We start from the raw sequence: 20,191 nt of genomic DNA on the forward strand, positions 1-20,191 counted from the left end.
CGGCCGACCGAGCCTCGGCTCGAGGTCACCTCCTGCACGATGGCCACGAGTCCCGGCCGGCACGCTCGACGGCCACGCAAGCCGAGAATCCGGGGCACATCCCGCTTGGCGACGACGCGGCAAGCGATCCCGGCGTCCCGGCAAGCGACGGTCGCGATGCGATACGGCCCCGGCGAACCGACACCGCTCGACAGCGCGCATCGCGGGAACGTCGACGTCCCTACACGCTGATGCGGTCCTCGACGGCGGCCAGCCCGATATCGGTGCGGTAGTGGCTGCCGGGGAGCTTGATGCTCGCGATCCGCTCGTAGGCGGCGGAGCGCGCGGCGGCCAGATCGGCGCCGGTGCCGACGACGTTGAGCACCCGCCCACCGGCCGAAACCAGGGCGCCGTCCTCACGCTGCGCGGTGCCGGCGTGCAGCACGGTGGCCGCATCGTCGGCCGAGCCTTCGCCCGCACCGGTGATGACGTCGCCAAGCCTGGGCCGCCCCGGATAGTTCTCGGCCGCGAGCACCACCGTGATCGCCGACCCGTCCTTCCAGCGCGGCGGCTGCACCTGCGCGAGGGTGCCGGTGGCGGTGGCGTACAGCAGCTCGCCGAGCGGGCTGTCCAGCAGGGCGAGCACCGCCTGGGTTTCCGGGTCGCCGAAGCGGCAGTTGAACTCGACGACCGCAGGGCCGTCCGCGCCGATGGCCAGGCCGGCGTAGAGCAGGCCGGAGAAACCACAGCCGCGGCGCACCATCTCGGCGGCGACCGGCTCCACCACATCGGTGACGATCGCGCGCGCCGTCTCCTCCGGCAGCCAGGGCAGCGGGGTGTAGGCGCCCATGCCGCCGGTGTTCGGCCCGGTATCGCCGTCGCCGACGCGCTTGTGGTCCTGCGCGGGCAGCAGCGGCACCACGGTTTCGCCGTCCACCAGGCAGAACAGCGAAACTTCCGGCCCGTCGAGGAACGATTCGAACAGCACCGGATGGCCCTGCTCGAGCAGTTCGGCGCCGTGATCGCGGGCCGCGGAGCGGTCGGTGGTCACCACGACGCCCTTGCCCGCGGCCAGGCCGTCGTCCTTGACCACCCAGGTGGGGCCGAAGCGGTCCAGCGCGGCATCGAGCTCGGCCGGGGTGTCGACCACCTCGCTGTGCGCCGTGCGCACACCGGCCGCGGCCATCACATCCTTGGCGAACGCCTTGGAGCCTTCGATCCTGGCCGCGGCCGCGGACGGGCCGAAGCAGGCGATTCCCGCCGCGCGCACCGCATCGGCGACGCCGAGCACCAGCGGCACCTCGGGACCGATCACGACCAGGTCGGCGGCCAGCTCGGTGGCCAGCGCGACCACGGCCTCGGCGGAACTGGGATCGACCGGACGGATCTGCGCGTGCTGGGCAATGCCGGCATTGCCCGGTGCGGCCACCACGGCCTGCACCGCGGGGTCGCGACGCAGAGCGAGGACGAGGGCATGTTCACGGGCTCCGGAACCGATGACGAGTACGCGCACGGCAGACAGCTTATAGGTGCATCGGTCCCGCTCCGCGTGTCAGGTTCGCGGCTCGCGGCGCCCGCCGCCCACACCCGCGAACCCACGTTCATCACGAACGTCGCAGGTCCGGCCCACCGACCCGCCCGCACGCGGCCAACACGTGGATGATGGTTGCTGACAACCGAAGTGGGGGGCGCTCCCTCACCCGAGCACGCGGAGGATGTGCGGGCCATGGGTCTGATGGACGGAATCATGGGCAACGCCGGGCGAATCGATCCCGGCCAGGCCCAGCAGGAATACGCCAAACTCCTCGGCAACGGTGAGCAGATCTATGCCGCCTTTCTCCTCATCCGCGATGCCATCCTGTTCACCAACCGCCGGCTGATCCTGGTCGACAAGCAGGGCATGTCGGGCCGCAAGGTGAGCTACCACAGCGTGCCCTACCGCTCGATCACGCATTTCTCGGTGGAAACGGCGGGCACCTTCGATCTCGATGCCGAGCTCGCCATCTGGATCGCCGGTAGCCCCACGCCCTTGCACAAGAAGTTCAACCGTCAGGTCGATATCTACGAGGTGCAGGGCTTGCTGTCGCATTTCGTCGCGGTCTAGGCCGCAGCGCGCCCGGTGCCGGTGGTGGTCGCGATGCGGCGCCGGGCGCGTAATCTGCGGGCATGGCTTCTGTTTTCAGTGCGATCATCGCTGGTCAGCTCCCCGGTCGATTCGTGTGGGAGGACGACGAATTCGTCGGCTTCCTCACCATCGCACCGGTCACCCAGGGCCACACGCTGGTGGTCCCGCGCGCGGAGATCGACCAGTGGCAAGACGTCGACCCCGAGACCTTCGCCCGCCTCACCGGCGTCGCGCAGAAGGTCGGCCAGGCCGTGCGCACCGCCTTCGACGCGCCACGCGCCGGTCTGCTGATCGCGGGCCTGGAAGTCCCGCACCTGCACGTGCACGTCTTCCCGGCGTTCACCATGGGCAATTTCGACATCTCCGGCGCCGACCCGAACCCCTCCCCCGAATCCCTCGACGAGGCGCAGGCCAAGATCAAGCAGGCCCTGCGCGAGCTCGGTTACGGCGCCAACGTCCCGGACTGAACCGCTGTGCGGTGCGGAGGTAGCCGTCTCCGCACCGTGGCCGTTGCGGGTGTCCCGACGACCGTGCGCGGCCGCTCGTCGCCCCTCCATGAACCGATCCGGCGGCCTGCCCCGTAGTTCCTCACGCTGCCGCACCCCGGTAGCGACGACATTCCGGCCGCGAATCCCGCGGCGAGTCGACGAGGAGCGCATCATGACCACTGTCCATCCGGCATCGACCGAAACCGCCACCGAAGAGTTCGCCGCAAGGATGGTCGGTGTTCTCAACGACGGGTGTACCGCGATGATGACCAGCATCGGCCATCAGACCGGACTGTTCGACACCATGTCCACCCTGCCCGGTCCGGTGACCTGCGCCGAGCTCGCCGCCACCGCGGGCCTCGACGAACGGTATGTGCGGGAATGGCTCGGCGCGATGACCGTCTCCGGGATCGTCGAATTCGACGCTGCCGCACAGACTTACCGGCTTCCCGCCGAACACGCCGCGGTGCTCACCCGTGCGGCCGGCCCGAACAATCTCGCCCGATTCATGCAGGTCGTCTCGATGCTCGGTGAGGTGGAACCCGCTATCGCCGAATGCTTCCGGGCCGGCGGCGGTCTGTCCTACGACAACTATCCGCGTTTCCACCAGTTCATGGCCGAGTTCAGCGCGGGCACGCTCGACGCGGCGCTGATCGACAGCATCCTGCCGATGGCGCCGGGTCTGACCGAGCGGCTGCACGAGGGCATCGACCTCGCCGATATCGGCTGCGGCCGCGGCCACGCGATCAACCTGATGGCACAGGCGTTTCCGGCGAGCCGATTCATCGGATACGACTTCTCGGTCGAAGCGATCGAGGCCGCACGGGCCGAGGCCGCCCAACTCGGTGTGACCAATGCGAGATTCGAGGTGCTCGACGTGACCGAGCTCGACGTCACCGACGCCTTCGACGCGATCACCGTTTTCGACGCCATCCACGACCAGGCCCACCCCGCCACCGTCCTCGCGAATATCGCCCGGGCCCTGCGCGATGACGGCGTCTTCCTCATGGTCGACATCCAGGCCTCCAGCCACCTGGAAGACAACGCCGACCTCCCCTTCGGCCCCTTCCTCTACACCGTGTCGACCATGCACTGCATGACCGTCTCCCTCGGCCTCGACGGCGATGGCCTCGGCACCGTATGGGGCGAACAGAAAGCCCTCTCCATGCTCGCCGACGCCGGGTTCACCGACGTGCGGATCCACCATGAGGAGGCCGATCCGCTCAACAGCTACTACGTGGCCCAGAAGGGCTGAGGGAATCCGGCGGCCTACTCCGGACAGACGAAACGAGCGCGACGTAATGTCGCGCTCGTTCTGTTCGAGCCCCCTGTCAGGATTGAACTGACGACCTTCGCTTTACAAGAGCGGTGCTCTACCACTGAGCTAAGGAGGCGGAAAGCGGAGCAATCATAACCGGACGCGCGCACCGCGTGACACCGGGTTTTACGGTGCCATGCGGTACGCGGTCCGGTCGACGGTGTCCCGAGGCGCAGTATCGACCGCGGTCAGGACTGGGCGCCCTGGCGGGCCGCGTCGTCGGCAGCCATGGCGTCGCGCAGGCTCTTGGGACGCATGTCGGTCCAGTTCTTCTCGACGTACTCGACGCAGGCGGCGCGGCTGTCCTCGCCGAACACCACTCGCCATCCGGCCGGGACCTCCGCGAAGGCCGGCCACAGGGAGTGCTGTTCCTCGTCATTGACCAGAACGAAGAAGCGGCCGTCTTCGTCGTCGAAGGGATTGGTGCTCATTTCACCTCACTGGATACTGGCGCTGTGTACGGGATCGCTGCTGGGAAGACCGGCGCCGGGTTACGCGAACCGCGGGCGTCGGAAACCCCGAGCGTTGTGTCGACCCTAGCAAGGGATACGTTACCGCTGGGCGGTTACCTCGCCCCCCGTCATCAGGCGGCAAAGAAATCCAGCAGGATCTTGTTCACCGCTTCCGGTCGCTCCAGGTAGCCGTAGTGTCCGGCGTCCGGAATCTCCTGGTAGCGGGCCCCGGGGATGGCGTCGGCGACCTCGCGCGACAGGTAGGGCGGAATCATCCGGTCATCGGCGAACCCCACCGCGAGGCACGGCACCGTGATCGCGCGATAGGCCTGCACCCGGTCGAAATCGTGATCCATCCGCCGCTGAGCGCGGATGCCGGGCGTGACCGGCCCACCGGTGAACTCGAACAGGTCCAGCCAGTCACGGGCGGCATTGGGGTCGGCCATGGTGGCCGGTGACAGGTTCATCACCGCCGTCACCGCCGCTTCGTATTTCGGCGGCAGCGCGATGGCGCTCGCGTCCAGCTCGTGTTCGCCGAGCGAGAGCGTCTTCTGGAACTGGTCGAGGCGCCCGTGGCCGGCGAGGAATACCGCCTTGCGCACCAGGTCGGGGCGGGCCAGCGCCAGTTCCTGGGCGACCCGCGCGCCCATGGAGGTGCCCACGACCAGGGCCGGGCCCTCGTCGAGCAGTTCGATCAGGCCCGCGGTATCGGCGACCAGCTGATCGATGGTCATCCCATCGGCGGCCTCGTAGGACGGCGCGATACCGCGGTTGTCGAAGGTGCACACCCGGTAGCCGGCCGCCACCAGAGCGGGCACCTGATGCAGCTCCCACACCCGGCCGGGGCTACCGGTGCCCATGATCATCACGACCAGCGGGCCGCCGCCCTTGGTGTCGGTGCCCTTGGCTCGGTCGCCCTTGACCTGGTAGTTGAGTGAAATTCCGTTCACCGTGGCCAGTGGCATCCGCATACCCTTTCGTAAGGTTGGTACTGCGCTGCCCACGGTATCGGTACCGCGAGCGCCGGTACACGGGGTGGGCCTCCGGCACCGGGTATGCCCGGGCCGCGCGCCAGATACCATTGACTACTCGCACGTACGAGCGCAATTTGCCGGGAGGACTGAAGATGGCCGCGAAGAGCAGCGCGAACGGAATCGCCGACGAGGATCTGGAGCCGCTGGCCGACGAAACCGCTCGCCAGGCCCAGCGCGTCGTGGCCGCCTACGCGGCCGATGCGGACGAATGCCGGATGCTGCTGTCGATGCTCGGCATCGGCCCCGGCGCGCGCGGCGAATAGTCGCCGCACTTTCGGATCGGCGGCGCGCCCGGCGATCCTTTCGACAACTGAAACCGGGAACAGCGAAGCGCAGCGCGGCGTGAGCGACGGCCCGAAGGCGACAGCCGACGAGTGATGGGCAGTCGCACGCCGCCCTCAGACAAGGATGCGTGAGTGGACCAGATGACCGACCAGCCGTCCAACGACAACGACTCCTCCGACTACGCCCCATCGGACCCGTCCGGGCCCGCTTCGGCGGCCAACGGCTCCGTGCCCGACGGTTCGGTATCCAATGGCTCCGGGCCGATCGATACCGAGGTCGCCGAACCCGAACCGATCCAGGCCCAGCCCATCGGCGCGGGCGGCGGTAACTCCGGGTTCGTCGTGGTCGCCAACCGGCTCCCGGTCGATCTGGAAAAACTTCCCGATGGCAGCACCCGGTGGAAGCGCAGTCCCGGCGGGCTGGTCACCGCGCTGGAACCGGTGTTGCGCTCGAACAAGGGCGCCTGGGTGGGCTGGGCCGGTGTGCCCGACGTCGACGTCGACCCGATCATCGAAGACGGTCTCGAACTGCACCCGGTCCCGTTGACGGCGCAGGAGGTCGAGGACTACTACGAGGGCTTCTCCAACGGCACCCTGTGGCCGCTCTACCACGACGTCATCGTGCGCCCGGTCTACGACCGCAAATGGTGGGCTGCCTACGTTCAGGTGAATCGCCGCTTCGCCGAGGCCACCGCGAAGGTCGCCGCCGAGGGCGCGACGGTCTGGGTGCAGGACTATCAGCTCCAGTTGGTGCCGAAGATGCTTCGGATGCTGCGCCCGGACCTGACCATCGGGTTCTTCCTGCACATCCCCTTCCCGCCGGTGGAACTGTTCATGCAGATGCCCTGGCGGACCGAGATCATCGAGGGCCTGCTCGGCGCCGATCTGATCGGTTTCCACCTGCCCGGCGGCGCGCAGAACTTCCTCTACCTGGCTCGCAGGCTGGCCGGTCAGCCCACTTCGCGCGGCAACGTCGGGGTGCGGTCGAAGCTGGGCGTGGTGCAGGTCGGCTTCCGTAACGTGCGCGTGGGCGCCTTCCCGATCTCGATCGCCTCGGCCGAGCTCGACGAGCACTCGCGGCGCCGCTCGGTGCGCGAACGGGCGGCCAAGATCCGCGCCGAACTGGGCAATCCGAAGAACATCCTGCTCGGTGTCGATCGGCTCGACTACACCAAGGGCATCGACATCCGGCTCAACGCGCTGGAAGAGCTGCTGATGGAGGGCCGGGTCGACCCGTCGGACACGGTCATGGTGCAGCTGGCCACCCCGAGCCGTGAGCGGGTGCAGAGCTACATCAAGATGCGCGGCGATATCGAACGCCAGGTCGGCCGGATCAACGGCGAGTTCGCCCGGGTCGGCTACCCGGTGGTGCACTATCTGCACCGGCCGATCCCGCGCGAGGAACTGATCGCCTTCTTCGTCGCCGCCGACGCCATGCTGGTGACGCCGCTGCGGGACGGGATGAACCTGGTGGCCAAGGAGTACGTGGCCTGCCACAGCGGCCTCAACGGTGCCCTGGTGCTGAGCGAATTCACCGGTGCGGCAGCGGAATTGCGGCAGTCGTATCTGTGCAATCCGCATGACCTGGATTCGGTGAAGGATGCCATCGCCTCGGCGCTGACCGACGATCGCGACACCAAGCGGCGCCGGATGCGGTCGCTGCGCAGGCAGGTGCTCACCCACGACGTCGACCGCTGGGCCCGCGCGTTCCTGGACGCGCTGGCGCACGATCAGGTCGCAGGCAGCGCCCTGCTCTCCGATGAGGACATCTACTCCGAGCCGCAGCGCTGACCCAGGTTCACAGCAACCACACAGCGAGTCCGCAGCCCGATCCCAGCGGCGCGGGCCAGCATGGATCCATGACCGCAACGCCGCGACAGGCACCCGAGGCACGGGTGCTGGTGGTCGACGACGAGCCGATGATCGTCGAACTGCTCGACGTCAGCCTGCGCTTCCAGGGCTTCGAGGTGGCCACCGCCGCCGACGGCGCCCAAGCGCTCGATCTGGCCCGGACCTTCCGGCCGCAGGCACTCATCGTCGATGTGATGATGCCCGGCATGGACGGGTTCGGGCTGCTGCGCCGGCTGCGCGCCGACGGGATCGACGCACCGGTGCTGTTCCTCACCGCCCGCGACGATGTGCACGACAAGGTGACCGGGTTGACCCTCGGCGCCGACGATTACGTCACCAAACCGTTCAGCCTGGAAGAGGTGGTCGCGCGGCTGCGGGTGATCCTGCGCCGCGCTGGTCAGGTGAATCCGCAGCCGGAGCGTGCCCGGTTGCGGTTCGCCGATATCGAGCTCGACGACGACACCCATGAGGTGTGGAAAGCCGGTGAGCCGGTGGCGTTGTCGCCCACCGAATTCACCCTGCTGCGGTACTTCCTGGTCAACGCGGGCACGGTGCTGAGCAAGCCACGAATCCTGGATCACGTGTGGCGCTACGACTTCGGCGGCGAGGTCGGAGTGGTGGAGACGTATGTGTCGTACCTTCGCAAGAAGGTCGACACCGGTGAACGGCGGCTGATCCACACCTTGCGTGGGGTGGGTTATGTGATGCGGGAGCCGGAGGACGGCCGGGCACGGTGAGCGCCGACAGGGGAGCAACCGAGGTCGCGGACGGGCGCGCGACGGGTCCGCTACGGCAGCTGGAGCGCACGCTCGGAAACAGACTCGCGGCCGTTCCGCTGCGCGTGACGCTGGTGCTGGCACTGGTCACGCTGGCGGGGGCCGGACTACTCGCCTCCGGCGTTGCGGTCACCTCCGCGCTGCGCACAGCCCTGGTCGATCGCCTCGACCAGCAGCTGGTCGAAGCCGCGCACACGTGGGCGAGCCCGGGCGGGCCTGCCTTGCACCGGCTGCCGGGGCGGCCGGGGTTCGAGCGCCCGCCGGTGCTGTTCTACGCGCGGGTGCAGGATTCGTCCGGCCGAGTGCTACAACTCGATGACCAGGCCGCCGGTGCGCCGGATGTGCCCGCCGACGCCGGGACCGGCCCGTTCACCACCGGCTCCACCGACGGCGATTCGTCGAACTGGCGTGTCCTGAATCTACGGACTCCGCAGGGCTCGAGTCTGGTCGCGCTGCGGATGGACGAAACCGAGGCCATCATCGACCGCCTCATCGCGCTGGAACTGGTGATCGGCGCGGTGGTGTTGGCGGCGCTGGCGGTGGCCGCGTACTTCGTCATCCGGCGCAGTCTGCGGCGGCTGGTCGAGGTCGAGGAGATCGCCGCGGAGATCGCCGCCGGTGATCTGCATCGGCGAGTTCCGGTGCGCGGCACCAACACCGAGGTCGACAGCCTCGCCACCTCACTCAATGCCATGCTCAGCCAGATCCAGACCGGTTTCGCCGCGGCCGAGGCCTCCGAGGAGGCGGCGCGGCGCTCCGAGACCAAGATGCGCCGCTTCATCGCCGACGCCAGCCACGAACTGCGCACCCCGCTCACCACGATTCGCGGTTTCGCCGAGCTCTACCGCCAGGGCGCGGCCACCGACGCGGGCCTGTTCATGGAGCGCATCGAGAGCGAAGCCAACCGGATGAGCGTGCTGGTCGGTGACCTGCTGATGCTGGCCCGGCTCGACGCCCAACGCCCACTCGAACGGGAACAGGTCGATCTGCTCGCCCTGGCCAGCGACGCCGTGCACAGTGCGCGCGCCGCGGCCGCCGCCCGTCACCCCGAGCTGGCGCCGCGCCGCATCGACCTCGACGCGCGGCCGGGAACCGGAACCTACGAGGTGGCCGGAGACGCCGCCCGCCTGCGTCAGGTGCTGGCCAACCTGCTGAACAACGCCCTCGTGCACACCCCGCCGGACGCGGCGATCACCGTCACACTGACCCCGGGCGCCGAGGAGGTCCTGCTCGAAGTAGCCGACACCGGTCCGGGCCTGCCCGCCGAGGAAGCCGCCCGGATCTTCGAGCGCTTCTACCGCACCGACACCTCACGCAGCCGCGACAGCGGAGGGACGGGGCTCGGACTGTCCATCGTGCAGGCCTTGGTCGCCGCACACGGTGGAACCGTTGATGTGCGCAGCACCGTTGGTGCAGGAACCACCTTCATCGTCCGCCTGCCGCGCGACCAGGCGACCGAATCCCGCGTCACCGGCGCTCGGGCCAGCTGTGACCGCGCGGATAGCGCTGGACCGGCGTCAGCAGATCCGCGAATTCGGTGATCAGCACCCGATACGGCTCGGCGTGTTCAAAGGTCGGTACGGCGACCGCCGAGGCCGCGTGGTCGCCGAGGTGCTGGGCGATCACCATCGCCGCCACCAGCGGCCGCACATCCAGCGTGACCGTATAGACCAAGTCGTAGCCGTGCCGGTCCGCCACGGCGGGCAGATCGGCCGCCTGACCGCCGTTCGCCCCGCGCCGGACCAACCCGATGGCCCGGTGCCGCCTGTTCTCCGCACACCCCATGTACCGCCCCTGTCTGATCGCCGAATGGTCTGCACCCGCCGCCGAGGACTCGACGTCGACCCGGCGGCGGGGCGTGCGTCGAGCTTTGTCCGCCTGACCTGGTGCGAAGTGGCACAACGTGTGTCACCGTTGAGGTATGGACGACGCCGGGATCGGGGCACGCACCGCCAGGGCTCGTAAACTGGCGCGGCTCACGCAACCACAGCTCGCATACAAGGCGAACGTTTCACTCTCTCTGCTACGCAAGGTCGAGCAGGGCTCGAGAGCGGCCTCGCCTGCGTTTATCGCGACTGTGGCGCGCACTCTCGGAGTGAATATCGAAGACCTCACCGGCCAGCCCTACTCTCCCGTCCGTGACGACAATGCCGCACACGCGACCATCCGGGAACTGCGTCGCAGGATTCTGGCGTTCAACGACGAACCCCTCACCGAACCAATCACATTGGACGAGCTGACGGCGGCGCTCGACCGTGTTCGGGAGGGCATGCGGCGGGCACGCTACAGCGACCTCACCGCGGAGCTCCCCGACGTGATCCACGGTCTGCACGTACTCGCCGAGGACGAGAATTCTGACGACCGCCTAGAGCTGATTCACTCCACCCTCGCGTACGCCTACAGCAAAGCCATGCTATTCGCTTACCAGTACGGCTATCTCGATCTCGCCGGGCTGGCCGCAGAACGTTGCATGTGGGCAGCCGATCGTAGCGGCGACCCGATCTGGCCGATTGCCGCGAACTACAACCGAGCGCTGATCTTGCTGTATTCGGGCGCTTACCCGAGCGGTCTGCGCATCATCGAGCGCGCGCACGCCGCCAGCGAAGAGCTACCGACGACACCCGACCTGTTGGCCGTCCGCGGCGCGCTGCACTTACGTGGCTCGATACTTGCTGCACGCGCCTTGGACGGTGATGCTGCTGAAACACATTTGACCGAGGCCCGTGGCATCGCTGCGGCCGTCGCCGGACAGCGATACAGCAACTATGGAACCGGATTCCGCCGATCGAACGTCGATATCCATTCCGTCGCCGTCCCCGTCGAATTATCCGACGGCACAACAGCTGTCTCCCGTGCCGAACAAATCCATCTGCCGAAATCGGTGGCACCGTCTCGCGCCGGCCACCACTGGATCGACGTATCCCGAGCCTGGCTACTCCACGGTGACAAACAGCGCGCCCTCACCAGCCTCGACCAGGCCCGCCGCATCGCCCCCGAACTGACCCGCAACCACCCGCAGGTCCACGAAACCATCCGCGTCCTCGCCCACTCCCGCCGCAGCGCCGACGCGTTATCGACCTTCGCCCGCTGGGCCAACGTCAAGATCTGAGGCAGCCGGAACAACGGCTGGCCACCGCGGTGGGCCAGCGGCTCGAGATCTCGTTGAGCGGGTAGCTGGTTCAGATCGGGGTTACCGAGGCCACCAGCCACCGATCGTCGGACTTGTCCATCTCGACCCGCACCCGGCTGCCCGAGGTGGTGCCCTGGGGGCTGTCTTTGCTGGTGGTGACCTGGTTCAGGTACAGCATCACCACGGCGTGGGCGCGGTCGGCGGAGACGACGCCGGCGGCCTGGGTGGTGGCCGCGACGGTGAGCTGCTTTTCCTTGGCGCCGGGGACGATCGCCTTCTCGATCAGCGTCAGATAGTCCTTGCGGAACGGGTCGGCGAGGTTGTCGGCAGCCTTCGGCAGTTCGGTTTCGACGGTGGTGTGTTCGTAGCTGAACATGGCCGAGACGGTGCGGCTCGCGGCTTCCACGGCCGCGGCGCGTGAATCCTCGGACCGCTGATCGTCCCAGTAACGGTAGCCGTTGATACCGAGGATGATCGCCGACGCGGCAACGACGACCGCCGTCACGCCGAGCAGGATCTTGGTGCGCAAACGCAAAGCACTCATGCCACGAACTCCACATCAGAGGCGGTCATCCCGGCATCACTGTTGGTCACGGTGATCCGGAATCGGTAGTACCGCAGTTGCGGACCTTCCTGGCCCGCGTTGGTCACGGTCTGTTTGGCGGCCACCAGCACCCGCGCGGAGTCGTCGTCCGAGCTCTCCAGGGCGGCCTCGACGACCTCACCGGTGGACTGCACCTTGGCCTGCTTGACCACCTCGGTGAAGGGGTCGACCCGGCCGTTGAACTCGTCCTTGAACTCGCCCGACGCCATGGTGAGGATGCGGTCGATGTCCTCCTTGGCCGTATCCGCGCGGATCGTGGTCAGGTTCAGCACGGTCTGCCGGGCGGTCTGGATGTACTCGGCGCGCAGGGCATCGCGCTCGTCGGCCGAGCGGACCGCGAAGACCGAGATCACCGCACCGGCCACCAGAGCGAGGGCAACGATCGCCGACGCGGCGACGGCGAGGATGCGCAGGGCCGAGCGGCCGGGACGCTCGTCCTCGGCACTGTCATCACCCTTGTCCGGGGAGGCTTTGTCGAGTTTCACCGTGTCGGCATCCGGATTCGCCGTCGCGGTGCTCAGCTTCACCGTGTCCGCATCGGCCGCGCCCGCACTCAGCTCGACAGTGTCGGCCTCGGCCGCGCCCGTCTTCACCGTGTCCGCATCCGCGTCGACGCGGTCCGCCTCGGACGCCGCAGTATCGCCCCGGCCCTCGGCTGCCTCCGACGCCGCAACCATCCCCGTGTCCGGCTTGTCCGGTTCCTGCCCCCGAACATGGGCAGAGCCCGGTACGGCAGTACCGGGCTCGACCGCGTCGCTGCGGTCCGGGTCCGAGGCAGGTAGGGCCTCGGCGCGTACCTCGTCGACCGGCGGGCCCGCGGAACGGCTCGCGCGCCGACGAGTCCGGCTGTTGTTCTTTTCGCTCATCGTTGCTGCTCCTCGAACATCGCTTGCCAACTCGACGGAACCGTTCCCGATCCGCCAGGATCGATATTTCCCTGCCGGTAGGTGCGGCCGTCGGTGCCGATATAGACGCCCGTGGCCGGATCGTAGGACCTGGCGGCGGCGGGCGTGGTCATTGCGCCAGATCCCGCCGACGGCGCACCGGCCGGGGCCGAGCCCGGGATCAACGGCGCGGACGCGGGGGCGACGGGCTGCGGCGGGCCGAAGGGCGGGTTGTTGCCCTCCGGAACGTACCCGGTGCGGCACAGCTCCGGCGAGGGCGCCCGCCGTCCGGGGAACTCCGCGCAGGGAGTGTTGCGGATGCCGCGCACCGCGACCGGCGAATCCTGCGGAACCTTGCAGTACAGGCCGGACGGGGTATCGATGGTGTCGAGTTCGCTGGGTGCGCGGCGCTGATCCGGCGGCAGGAATCCGGTGGTGCACGGCGGCGGATCGTTCAGGGTGGTCATGAAGTCGACCAGCGCGCCGTACTCGAGCGGCCCGCGGATCGAGGTCAGCAGGGCCGCGACCAGCGGCGGGTAGACGACAAGGATCTGTTCGACACCCGCGTTGTAGGTGACCGCGACCTGGCCCAGGCTCACCAGATTGGCCAGCAGCAGCGGCAGCGTCGGACGCAGCGAGTCGAACTGATTGGTGACGGTCTCCAGCGCGGCCGGTCCGTCGCGCAGGATATTGCGCAGGGCCGGATCGTGTTCGCGCAGTTGATCGGTCACCGTGGCCAGATCGGCGGTCCAAGAACGGATGGCGTCCTCGGAGCGGACCTGGGTGTCCAGCAGCGGCCCGATCTGTTCGATCAGCTGCTTGGTCGGCTCGGCGCTGTCCTTGGCTTCCTGCACCAGCAGGGCCGCCGAATCGATGAAGCGTTGCAGGTCGGGGCCTGCGCCGTTGAACGCGCGGAACGCCTCGTCGATCACCTGCCGCAGCCGAGTGTCGGCGACACTGGACAACAGCCGGTCGGTCTGGTCGAGTAGCGCACCCACGTCCTGCGGAAGCTTGGTCCGCTCCACCGGAATCACGCTGCCGTCGTAGAGGTTTCCGTCGCCGCCGTCTTCGACCGGCACCAGGTCGACGTACTGTTCGCCGATCGCGGACACGCTGCGCACCCAGGCCTCGGAGTCACCGGGGATCTTGTAGTCGCTGTCGATGGACAGATCCGCCTCCACCCCTTCGGGTGTCAGCCGGACCTCGGTCACCTTGCCGACGTTCGTGCCGCGGTAAGCCACGTTCGCCTGCTGGTACAGCCCGCCGGTCGCCTCCAGCTGCACCGTGACCTTATAGCGGCCGATGCCGAGCATCGCGGGCACACCGATGTAGGTGCCACCCATGACCACCAGGCCGATCACGGTGAGTACGGAGAAGATCACCAGCTGGATCTTGACGAATTTGGTGAGCGTCACCGCCCCTGTCCCCCTTCCGGCGCGGGTGCCGGGGCGGCCGCGCCGGGCAGCGGCACGGTCAGCCCGGGAATGGCGGGCAGGCCGGGAATCGGCGGCAGCCCGGGGATGGTGGGCGCGGGCGCGCCGGGTTGACCGGCCGGCGGCTGCATCGGCGTGGTCAGCGGATTACCTTGCTGCCCGGCGGTTTCCGGCGCGAAGGTGCCGAGGACGCCTTCCACACCGCCGAACCGGCCGCCGAGCGGGGTTCCGGTGAGGAAGTTGGAATCCAGGCGTTTGCCGGTCATATCCACGGTCATGAACAGGTTGAGGTAATCGCCCTTGATGGCGTTGCCGAGGTTCTTCATCGGGAACGGGAAGCTCAACGCGATCTTCAGGGCCTCGGTGAGGTTGTTGCCGGTGTCGGCCAGGGTTTGCAGGACCGGCCCGAGTGCCGCGAGATTGGCCTTCAGGTTGTCGCCGGCGTTGTCGATGATCCGCTGGGTGACGTCACTGAGGTCGCCGAGCGCGGTGAGCGTATGGGTGATGTTCTCCCGGCGATCGGCCAGCACCGTGAGCGCGGGATGGATCTGCTCGATCGCCCGGCCCACCAGATCACGCTGCTGGTTCAGCTGCCCGCCGAGCCGGTCCAGCCCCGCCATCGCGGCGATGATGTCGTTGGTCTGCGATTGCAGATTGGTGGTCAGGTCGTTGAGCTGCGGCAGCAGATCGCGGATCTCGTCCTCGTTGCCGACGAAGGCCGCGTTCAGCTCGCGCGTGATGGTCTCCAGCTGCGAGATGCCGCCGCCGTTGAGCACCACCGACAGCGACGACAGCACCTGCTCGGTGGTCGGGTAGGCCCCGGCGCGGTCGAGCGGGATCACATCGCCGTCGCTGAGCCTGCCCTGCGGCTGCATGTTCGTCGGCGGCGCCAGTTCCACATGATTGCTGCCGAGCAGACTGGTCTGCCCGATCTTGGCGACCGCGTTGGCGGGCAGCACCACATCGGGATTGAGCGAGACGGTGACCAGCGCGTGCCAGCCCTCCACCTCGATCCCGGTGACGGTGCCGACCGCGACGTCGTCGACGCGGACCGGCGAATTGCGGGTCAGCGTGGTGACATTCGGCATCTGGATGCGCACCTGGTACGCGCCCTCGCCGGTGCCCTCGTTACCGGGCATCGGTAGCGAGTTCAGCCCGTCCCACTGACACCCGGTGACGCCGAGCGCCAGGGTGAGTCCGACCGCGACGGCCGCGGTGCGGCGCATCGCCTTTGGTTTGCGCATCATCGCCCTCCTCCCGGCGCCGGCGGCGCGGGCAATCCCGGAATGGCAAGCCCGGCGATACCGCTGGGCACCGTCACCGGCGCGGCACCGCGAGCCGGGGCAGGCCCCTGGGTCTGCTGGGTGCCCGCCAGCGACTCCGGGCTGAACACCAGCTGGTCCGGGAACGCGGTGACACCGGTCGCCGGATTGGCCAGCAGCGGCGGGTAGTTCATCGCGAGCGATTTCAGCACCGGCGCCAGGAACTCCGCGCACAGGGCCGCACTCTGATCGGAGTTGTATCCCTCGCGCGCCTGCACCGATCCGCACAGGAAGCTGAGCGGATCCGCGGTGTTGTTCAACGCGATGGCACCGGTCAGCGTGCCCTGTGCGGGCTTGTAGATCTGATAGAAGTTCACCAGCGCGGTCGGGCCGGAGTGCAGCACCTGTTCCAGCTCGGGGCGCTTGTCGACCAAAATCTGAGTGGCGTCGGCGAGCTTCTGCACGCCCTCGGTGAGTTCGGCGCCGCTGCTGTCGAGGAAGCGTTTGACGTCGGCGACGGCGATATCCAGGTTGTCCAGACCCGCGCCGAGATCATTCGATACACCGGCCAGCACCGACGACACCGAGGCGAGCCTGCCGCCGAACTGCACGATCTGCTCATTGCTCGCCGAGAGCACCTCGACGAAATGCTGCAGGTTGCGGATGGTGCCGAACAGGTCGGTGCGGCCGTCGGAGAGGGTGGTCAGCGTCGCCGACAGCTCGCGCAGCGTCTCCCGGAATCGGTCGCCGTTGCCGTCGAGGTTCTCCGCGGCGGTATCGACGAACCGGCCGAACGAACCCTGCTGGTCTTCCCCGACCGGCCCGAGTGCCGTTGCCAGCTTGGACAATTCGGCCTTGATGTCATCCCACTCCACTGGAACGGCAGTGCGTTCGATGCCGATCGTGGCGCCGTCTTCCAGCTTCGGGCCCTCGGTGTAGGCGGGGGCGATCTGGATGAAACGGGCCGCGACCAGCGACGGCGCGATGATCACCGCGCGGGAGTCGGCGGGCAGGTCGATGCCGCGGTCGATGGTCATCTCGACCTTCACCTGATCGGCGCTCGGCTCGATCGAGTCGATGCTGCCGACCTTGACCCCGAGCACCCGCACATCGTCACCGGCGTAGAGGCCGCTGGTGGAGGTGAAGTAGGCGGTGATGTTCGTCTTGCCGATCCGGTTCAGCGCGGTGTAGCCGGCGAACACCACCAGCGCGGCGACCAGCACCGCGGCGGCGATGAACACCCATCGGGGCATACTGCGAATTCTCGATGTCATCGCGGCGGCTCCTGGATCGCGGGTCCGATGGACGGCATCGGGTCGAAGTACCCGCGCAACGATTCGGGCAGGTTCTGCGGCCAGACCAGCGAATCCACCAGGATCTGCAAGCCGGGGCTGGTCGCGTTGACGACGTAGGCCTGGAAGTACGGACCACTGCCGACCTGCTCACCGAGCGCGGCCGCGAACGGGCCGAGGCCGTCGAGCGCCTGGGAGATGTTGTCCCGGTTGCGCTGGAGCAGGTCGAGTACCGAGTTCAGCTTGTCCAGCGCCGGTTGCAGCTGCGCCTCGTTATCGGCCACCAGGCCGGACAGCTGCTGGGCCAGCCCGTTGACGTAGACGATCAGCTGGCTGATCGCGGTGCGCCGTCGATCCAGCTCGCCGAGCAGCTCGTTGCCGTCCAGCAGCAGCGCGTTGAGCTGGGTCGCGCGGTCGGACAGGATCTTCGTGACGTTCTGCGCGCGCGTCAGCAGATCCGACAGCGCCTGGTCACGGGTATTGATGGTGCGGGAGAGCGCGGTGATGCCGTCGAGGGCGTTGCGCAGCGGTTCCGGCGTATCGGCGAAGGTGGCCGACAGGGCGTCGAGGGTCTGGTCCACCCGGTCCATGTCCAGGCCGCCCACGGTGTCGGCCAGATCGCCGAGCGCCTCGTTCAGCGAGTACGGCGAGGTGGTCCGGTCCAGCGGGATGGTGTCGTCGACGCGCAGCGCGCCGGGGCCGTCCGGGGTGACCTCGAGCGATTTGCGGCCGAGCACGGTATTGGTCTTGATCGCGGCCGAGGTCTTGTCGCCGAGCACGATGGATTCGTTCAGGGTGAAGGTGACCAGCACCTTCGCCCCGTCCAGCTCGACGTCCTCGACCTGCCCGGACCGCACACCGGCCACCTGCACGTCGTCGCCGGGTACCAGCCCGCCCGCGTCGGCGAAGAATGCGGTGAAGGTGGCGCCGGAGCGGATGAAGGGCAGCCGGTCGAACTGGAGCGCCGACAAGGCGACCGTCACCGCGAGCACAAGACCGACGACGCCGATCGTTGTTGCGGGCGTTGACTTCTCACTCATTCGCTCGCACACCTTCCGGTATCTTGCCCGCCCGGGAAGACCACGCTCATGGGCTTGCCGTCCGGACCGTCGACGAGGAAGTTGGTCTCGCAGACATACAGCTGCAGGAACGATCCGTAGGAACCGATGCGGATCAACTGCCGATAGGTCTCGGGCAGCCGCTCGAGCACCCACTGCACGGTGTCGGAACCGTTGTTGACGTTGGTGGCGACCCGGTCGATCTGCGCGACGGTGTTCTTCAGATCCGGACGCGCCTGCGTGAGCAGATCGGTGAGGTCACCGGTGGCGCCGGCGATCCGGGGCAGCGCGGCGCCGATCGGATCACGGTCGGCGGCCAATCCGCTGACCAGCCGCTGCAATTCGTTGATCGTGGTGGTGAACTGCTCGTCGCGCTCGTCGATGGTGGCCAGCACGGCATTGAGGTTGTCGATCACGCTGCCGATCAGGGCGTCGCGGTCGGCCAGCGTCTTGGCGAAGGAGCCGCCGCTGTTGAGCAGCGACACCAGCGTGCCGCCCTGGCCTTGGAACACCTGGAGCAGGGCGTTGGTCAAGTCGTTGACCTGCGCGGGATCCAGGCCGCGCAGCAGCGGTTTGAATCCGCCGAGCAGCATGTCCAGATCCAGTGCCGGCGCGGTCTGCTCCAGGCCGATGGTGCTGCCCTCGGGCAGGATGTCGGCCGACCCCGGGCCCTCGAGCAGTTCCAGGTAGCGGTCGCCGACCAGGTTCTCGTACCGGATGGTGGCGCGAGTGCTGCTGTACAGCTTGAACTTCCGGTCGACGTCGAACTCGACGTGGGCCAGATGGTCCTTGCCGACTTCCACCGACGTCACCGAACCCACCGGGACGCCCGCGATGCGCACCTTGTCGCCGGGCAGCATGCCCGAGGCGCTGGTGAACACGGCGTTATAGCCGTTTTCCCTGGCGAAGCGCACCTCGCTGAACACGATCACCAGGCCGGTGAAGATCAGCGTCATCACCAGCGTGAAGATGCCAAGCTTGACTTTCGTTGCGGTATTCCTCACGGCTGGCGCACCCCCGGAAGCCCGGCGAACAGAATCTGGAAAACCTTGGGCGCGTTGATCGCCAGCTGTGTCGACGGCGCGTACGGCGCGCCCTCAGAGGTATCGGTGACGACGTAGTCCGCGTGCGTGCCCGGCTCCCGGTCCACGGTGCCCGCGCAGTGCGGCCCGCCGGTGGCATTCACCTTCGGCAGATCCTCCGGATAGGTGTAGGCGGGGTGGCCGTACATGAAGCTCGCGTTCAGCGCGACGCCGGGCTGGAGCCCACCGAAGACCGCCTCACCCAGCGGTAGCGCCTTGCCGAGCCCGAGGATCAGGCACGACAACGCGGGCCGGTACTCGTAGAGCAGTTCGCTCGTGGGCCGCAGCAGGTCCAGCGCGGTGACCAGCGGCTGTTCGTTGTCGCGCAACACCGAGCCTGCGGTATCGGCCAGGCCGGTCAGGTTCGCCAGCAGCGCGTCCACCCCCGCGGTCTCGTCGACGATGGTGCCGCTGGTGACGATCGCGTTGTCGACCGTGCGCAGCAGATCGCCGACGGTATCGGCGTAGATATCGGTGACCTGCGCGGTGGTGGCCAGATCTCGTTGCAGCGTGGGCAGACTCGGGTTGATGTCGCGCAGGAAGGCCTCGCTGTTGACGAGCAGATCGCCGAGCTTCTCGCCGCGGCCCTGCAGCGCGGTGCCGAGGGCGGCCAGGGTGGCATTGAGCTTTTCCGGCTCGACCTGGGCCAGCACATCGGACAGATGCTGGAACAGCGTGTTGAACTCGACGGTCACCTTGCTCGCCGCCACCGTCGCACCGGGTTTCAGCGACTCGGCCGACGGCTCCTCGGGAACGGTGAAGTTCACGTACTTGGCACCGAACACGGTAGTCGAGCGGATGTCGACGCCGGCGTTGGCGGGCACCAGCTTCAGCTGATCCGGGTTCAACGCCAGATTGATCGTCGCGCCGTCGTCGCCGAGCTCGATATCGGAGACCCGGCCGATCTCGACCCCGCGCACCTTGACCTTGGCGTCCGGGTCGAGCACCAGGCCGCTGCGCGGCGCCTTGACCGCCACCGCGACGGTCTGGGTGAATCCGCCGACGAACATGATCATCGACACGGTCACCACCGCGACCATGAACAGCACGAGCCCGAGCCCGGCCAGTTTCAGTCCGAGCGGGCCGCGCAGCCGTGCCGCCAGACCCGAGGACCGCCCCGAAGTTTTCGTGTTCACCAT

Annotated in this window: 20 protein-coding genes and 1 tRNA gene; 8 read left to right on the plus strand and 13 right to left on the minus strand. The window is 68.0% G+C overall.

Features of this window, described 5'->3' with window-relative positions; genetic code table 11:
- Positions 1–220: 220 nt before the first annotated feature.
- A complete protein-coding gene (gene purD / locus AC5W7N_RS01935; RefSeq protein ID WP_194990359.1) occupies positions 221–1,492 on the minus strand; it encodes a phosphoribosylamine--glycine ligase in 1,272 nt (423 codons plus the stop codon).
- Positions 1,493–1,705: 213 nt separating this feature from the next.
- On the opposite strand from purD, the gene AC5W7N_RS01940 reads away from it, so the two are divergent.
- From AC5W7N_RS01940 to AC5W7N_RS01950, 3 genes are all read left to right on the plus strand, one after another.
- Positions 1,706–2,083 carry a PH domain-containing protein gene (locus AC5W7N_RS01940; protein ID WP_163814053.1) on the plus strand — a complete coding sequence of 126 codons (378 nt, stop codon included), beginning with the start codon at positions 1,706–1,708 and terminating at the stop codon, positions 2,081–2,083.
- 62 nt (positions 2,084–2,145) lie between these two features.
- Positions 2,146–2,571: an HIT family protein gene (locus AC5W7N_RS01945; RefSeq protein ID WP_163814022.1), complete on the plus strand. Its 426-nt coding sequence runs from the start codon at positions 2,146–2,148 to the stop codon at positions 2,569–2,571.
- A 193-nt stretch (positions 2,572–2,764) separates the two neighbouring features.
- Positions 2,765–3,847, plus strand: coding sequence for a class I SAM-dependent methyltransferase (locus AC5W7N_RS01950; RefSeq protein ID WP_195020553.1), 1,083 nt, complete (start codon positions 2,765–2,767; stop codon positions 3,845–3,847).
- Positions 3,848–3,914: 67 nt separating this feature from the next.
- On the opposite strand, the gene AC5W7N_RS01955 is transcribed toward AC5W7N_RS01950, so the two are convergent.
- The 3 genes from AC5W7N_RS01955 to AC5W7N_RS01965 all read right to left on the minus strand — a co-directional run bounded on the left by AC5W7N_RS01955 (position 3,915) and on the right by AC5W7N_RS01965 (position 5,327).
- Positions 3,915–3,986: transfer RNA gene (locus tag AC5W7N_RS01955), tRNA-Thr, on the minus strand.
- Between the two features lie 112 nt (positions 3,987–4,098).
- Positions 4,099–4,341: an MbtH family protein gene (locus AC5W7N_RS01960; RefSeq protein WP_011207082.1), complete on the minus strand. Its 243-nt coding sequence runs from the start codon at positions 4,339–4,341 to the stop codon at positions 4,099–4,101.
- 152 nt (positions 4,342–4,493) lie between these two features.
- A complete protein-coding gene (locus tag AC5W7N_RS01965) occupies positions 4,494–5,327 on the minus strand; it encodes an alpha/beta fold hydrolase (RefSeq protein WP_014348852.1) in 834 nt (277 codons plus the stop codon).
- A 161-nt stretch (positions 5,328–5,488) separates the two neighbouring features.
- On the opposite strand from AC5W7N_RS01965, the gene AC5W7N_RS01970 reads away from it, so the two are divergent.
- The 4 genes from AC5W7N_RS01970 to AC5W7N_RS01985 all read left to right on the plus strand — a co-directional run bounded on the left by AC5W7N_RS01970 (position 5,489) and on the right by AC5W7N_RS01985 (position 9,848).
- The gene (locus AC5W7N_RS01970; protein ID WP_014348853.1) at positions 5,489–5,659 is read left to right on the plus strand and encodes a hypothetical protein; all 171 of its coding nucleotides are present in this window, start codon (positions 5,489–5,491) and stop codon (positions 5,657–5,659) included.
- A 162-nt stretch (positions 5,660–5,821) separates the two neighbouring features.
- Complete coding sequence (locus AC5W7N_RS01975; RefSeq protein WP_178127958.1) at positions 5,822–7,471, plus strand: alpha,alpha-trehalose-phosphate synthase (UDP-forming); 1,650 nt, start codon at positions 5,822–5,824, stop codon at positions 7,469–7,471.
- Between the two features lie 68 nt (positions 7,472–7,539).
- The gene (locus AC5W7N_RS01980) at positions 7,540–8,268 is read left to right on the plus strand and encodes a response regulator transcription factor (RefSeq protein WP_194991931.1); all 729 of its coding nucleotides are present in this window, start codon (positions 7,540–7,542) and stop codon (positions 8,266–8,268) included.
- A gap of 59 nt (positions 8,269–8,327) precedes the next feature.
- Positions 8,328–9,848 carry a sensor histidine kinase gene (locus AC5W7N_RS01985; protein ID WP_195020923.1) on the plus strand — a complete coding sequence of 507 codons (1,521 nt, stop codon included), beginning with the start codon at positions 8,328–8,330 and terminating at the stop codon, positions 9,846–9,848.
- Here AC5W7N_RS01985 and AC5W7N_RS01990 read toward each other — a convergent pair.
- Positions 9,775–10,092: a hypothetical protein gene (locus AC5W7N_RS01990; protein WP_228806874.1), complete on the minus strand. Its 318-nt coding sequence runs from the start codon at positions 10,090–10,092 to the stop codon at positions 9,775–9,777. The genes AC5W7N_RS01985 and AC5W7N_RS01990 overlap by 74 nt on opposite strands.
- Before the next feature lie 136 nt (positions 10,093–10,228).
- Here AC5W7N_RS01990 and AC5W7N_RS01995 point away from each other — a divergent pair, with 136 nt between their 5' ends.
- Positions 10,229–11,416, plus strand: coding sequence for a helix-turn-helix domain-containing protein (locus AC5W7N_RS01995; RefSeq protein ID WP_195020552.1), 1,188 nt, complete (start codon positions 10,229–10,231; stop codon positions 11,414–11,416).
- A 70-nt stretch (positions 11,417–11,486) separates the two neighbouring features.
- Here the strand turns inward: AC5W7N_RS01995 and AC5W7N_RS02000 are convergent, their stop codons facing one another.
- Genes AC5W7N_RS02000 through AC5W7N_RS02035 form a run of 8 tightly spaced genes read right to left on the minus strand, consistent with a single transcriptional unit; the run spans position 11,487 to position 20,191 of the window.
- Positions 11,487–11,981, minus strand: coding sequence for a h domain protein (locus AC5W7N_RS02000; RefSeq protein ID WP_194991929.1), 495 nt, complete (start codon positions 11,979–11,981; stop codon positions 11,487–11,489).
- Positions 11,978–12,907 carry an Rv1363c family protein gene (locus AC5W7N_RS02005; protein WP_195020551.1) on the minus strand — a complete coding sequence of 310 codons (930 nt, stop codon included), beginning with the start codon at positions 12,905–12,907 and terminating at the stop codon, positions 11,978–11,980. The genes AC5W7N_RS02000 and AC5W7N_RS02005 overlap by 4 nt, the downstream gene beginning before the upstream one ends.
- Positions 12,904–14,340 carry an MCE family protein gene (locus AC5W7N_RS02010; protein WP_495923145.1) on the minus strand — a complete coding sequence of 479 codons (1,437 nt, stop codon included), beginning with the start codon at positions 14,338–14,340 and terminating at the stop codon, positions 12,904–12,906. Before AC5W7N_RS02010 ends, AC5W7N_RS02005 begins: the two co-directional genes overlap by 4 nt.
- The gene (locus tag AC5W7N_RS02015) at positions 14,337–15,602 is read right to left on the minus strand and encodes an MCE family protein (protein ID WP_228815950.1); all 1,266 of its coding nucleotides are present in this window, start codon (positions 15,600–15,602) and stop codon (positions 14,337–14,339) included. Before AC5W7N_RS02015 ends, AC5W7N_RS02010 begins: the two co-directional genes overlap by 4 nt.
- Positions 15,602–16,873, minus strand: coding sequence for an MCE family protein (locus tag AC5W7N_RS02020; RefSeq protein WP_228806037.1), 1,272 nt, complete (start codon positions 16,871–16,873; stop codon positions 15,602–15,604). Before AC5W7N_RS02020 ends, AC5W7N_RS02015 begins: the two co-directional genes overlap by 1 nt.
- A 17-nt stretch (positions 16,874–16,890) precedes the next feature.
- On the minus strand, positions 16,891–17,952 hold the full coding sequence (locus AC5W7N_RS02025) for an MCE family protein (RefSeq protein ID WP_194989713.1): 1,062 nt from the start codon (positions 17,950–17,952) through the stop codon (positions 16,891–16,893).
- On the minus strand, positions 17,949–18,974 hold the full coding sequence (locus AC5W7N_RS02030) for an MCE family protein (RefSeq protein ID WP_495923146.1): 1,026 nt from the start codon (positions 18,972–18,974) through the stop codon (positions 17,949–17,951). The genes AC5W7N_RS02025 and AC5W7N_RS02030 overlap by 4 nt, the downstream gene beginning before the upstream one ends.
- Positions 18,971–20,191 (minus strand): MCE family protein, encoded by a 1,221-nt coding sequence (locus AC5W7N_RS02035; RefSeq protein ID WP_495923148.1) that lies wholly within the window; start codon positions 20,189–20,191, stop codon positions 18,971–18,973. Before AC5W7N_RS02035 ends, AC5W7N_RS02030 begins: the two co-directional genes overlap by 4 nt.

It is taken from the genome of Nocardia sp. CDC519 (assembly GCF_059509835.1).

Bases quoted from the DNA above. Each gene is read 5' to 3' on its own strand.
- AC5W7N_RS02020 (WP_228806037.1), bottom strand. From the start codon at position 16,873: ATGCCCCGATGGGTGTTCATCGCCGCCGCGGTGCTGGTCGCCGCGCTG.
- AC5W7N_RS01990 (WP_228806874.1), bottom strand. From the start codon at position 10,092: ATGGGGTGTGCGGAGAACAGGCGGCACCGGGCCATCGGGTTGGTCCGG.
- AC5W7N_RS01960 (WP_011207082.1), bottom strand. From the start codon at position 4,341: ATGAGCACCAATCCCTTCGACGACGAAGACGGCCGCTTCTTCGTTCTG.
- AC5W7N_RS01965 (WP_014348852.1), bottom strand. From the start codon at position 5,327: ATGCCACTGGCCACGGTGAACGGAATTTCACTCAACTACCAGGTCAAG.
- AC5W7N_RS01950 (WP_195020553.1), top strand. From the start codon at position 2,765: ATGACCACTGTCCATCCGGCATCGACCGAAACCGCCACCGAAGAGTTC.
- AC5W7N_RS02025 (WP_194989713.1), bottom strand. From the start codon at position 17,952: ATGAGTGAGAAGTCAACGCCCGCAACAACGATCGGCGTCGTCGGTCTT.
- AC5W7N_RS01945 (WP_163814022.1), top strand. From the start codon at position 2,146: ATGGCTTCTGTTTTCAGTGCGATCATCGCTGGTCAGCTCCCCGGTCGA.
- AC5W7N_RS02005 (WP_195020551.1), bottom strand. From the start codon at position 12,907: ATGAGCGAAAAGAACAACAGCCGGACTCGTCGGCGCGCGAGCCGTTCC.
- AC5W7N_RS01980 (WP_194991931.1), top strand. From the start codon at position 7,540: ATGACCGCAACGCCGCGACAGGCACCCGAGGCACGGGTGCTGGTGGTC.
- AC5W7N_RS02035 (WP_495923148.1), bottom strand. From the start codon at position 20,191: ATGGTGAACACGAAAACTTCGGGGCGGTCCTCGGGTCTGGCGGCACGG.
- AC5W7N_RS02000 (WP_194991929.1), bottom strand. From the start codon at position 11,981: ATGAGTGCTTTGCGTTTGCGCACCAAGATCCTGCTCGGCGTGACGGCG.
- AC5W7N_RS02015 (WP_228815950.1), bottom strand. From the start codon at position 15,602: ATGCGCAAACCAAAGGCGATGCGCCGCACCGCGGCCGTCGCGGTCGGA.
- AC5W7N_RS01940 (WP_163814053.1), top strand. From the start codon at position 1,706: ATGGGTCTGATGGACGGAATCATGGGCAACGCCGGGCGAATCGATCCC.
- AC5W7N_RS01970 (WP_014348853.1), top strand. From the start codon at position 5,489: ATGGCCGCGAAGAGCAGCGCGAACGGAATCGCCGACGAGGATCTGGAG.
- AC5W7N_RS01975 (WP_178127958.1), top strand. From the start codon at position 5,822: ATGACCGACCAGCCGTCCAACGACAACGACTCCTCCGACTACGCCCCA.
- AC5W7N_RS01995 (WP_195020552.1), top strand. From the start codon at position 10,229: ATGGACGACGCCGGGATCGGGGCACGCACCGCCAGGGCTCGTAAACTG.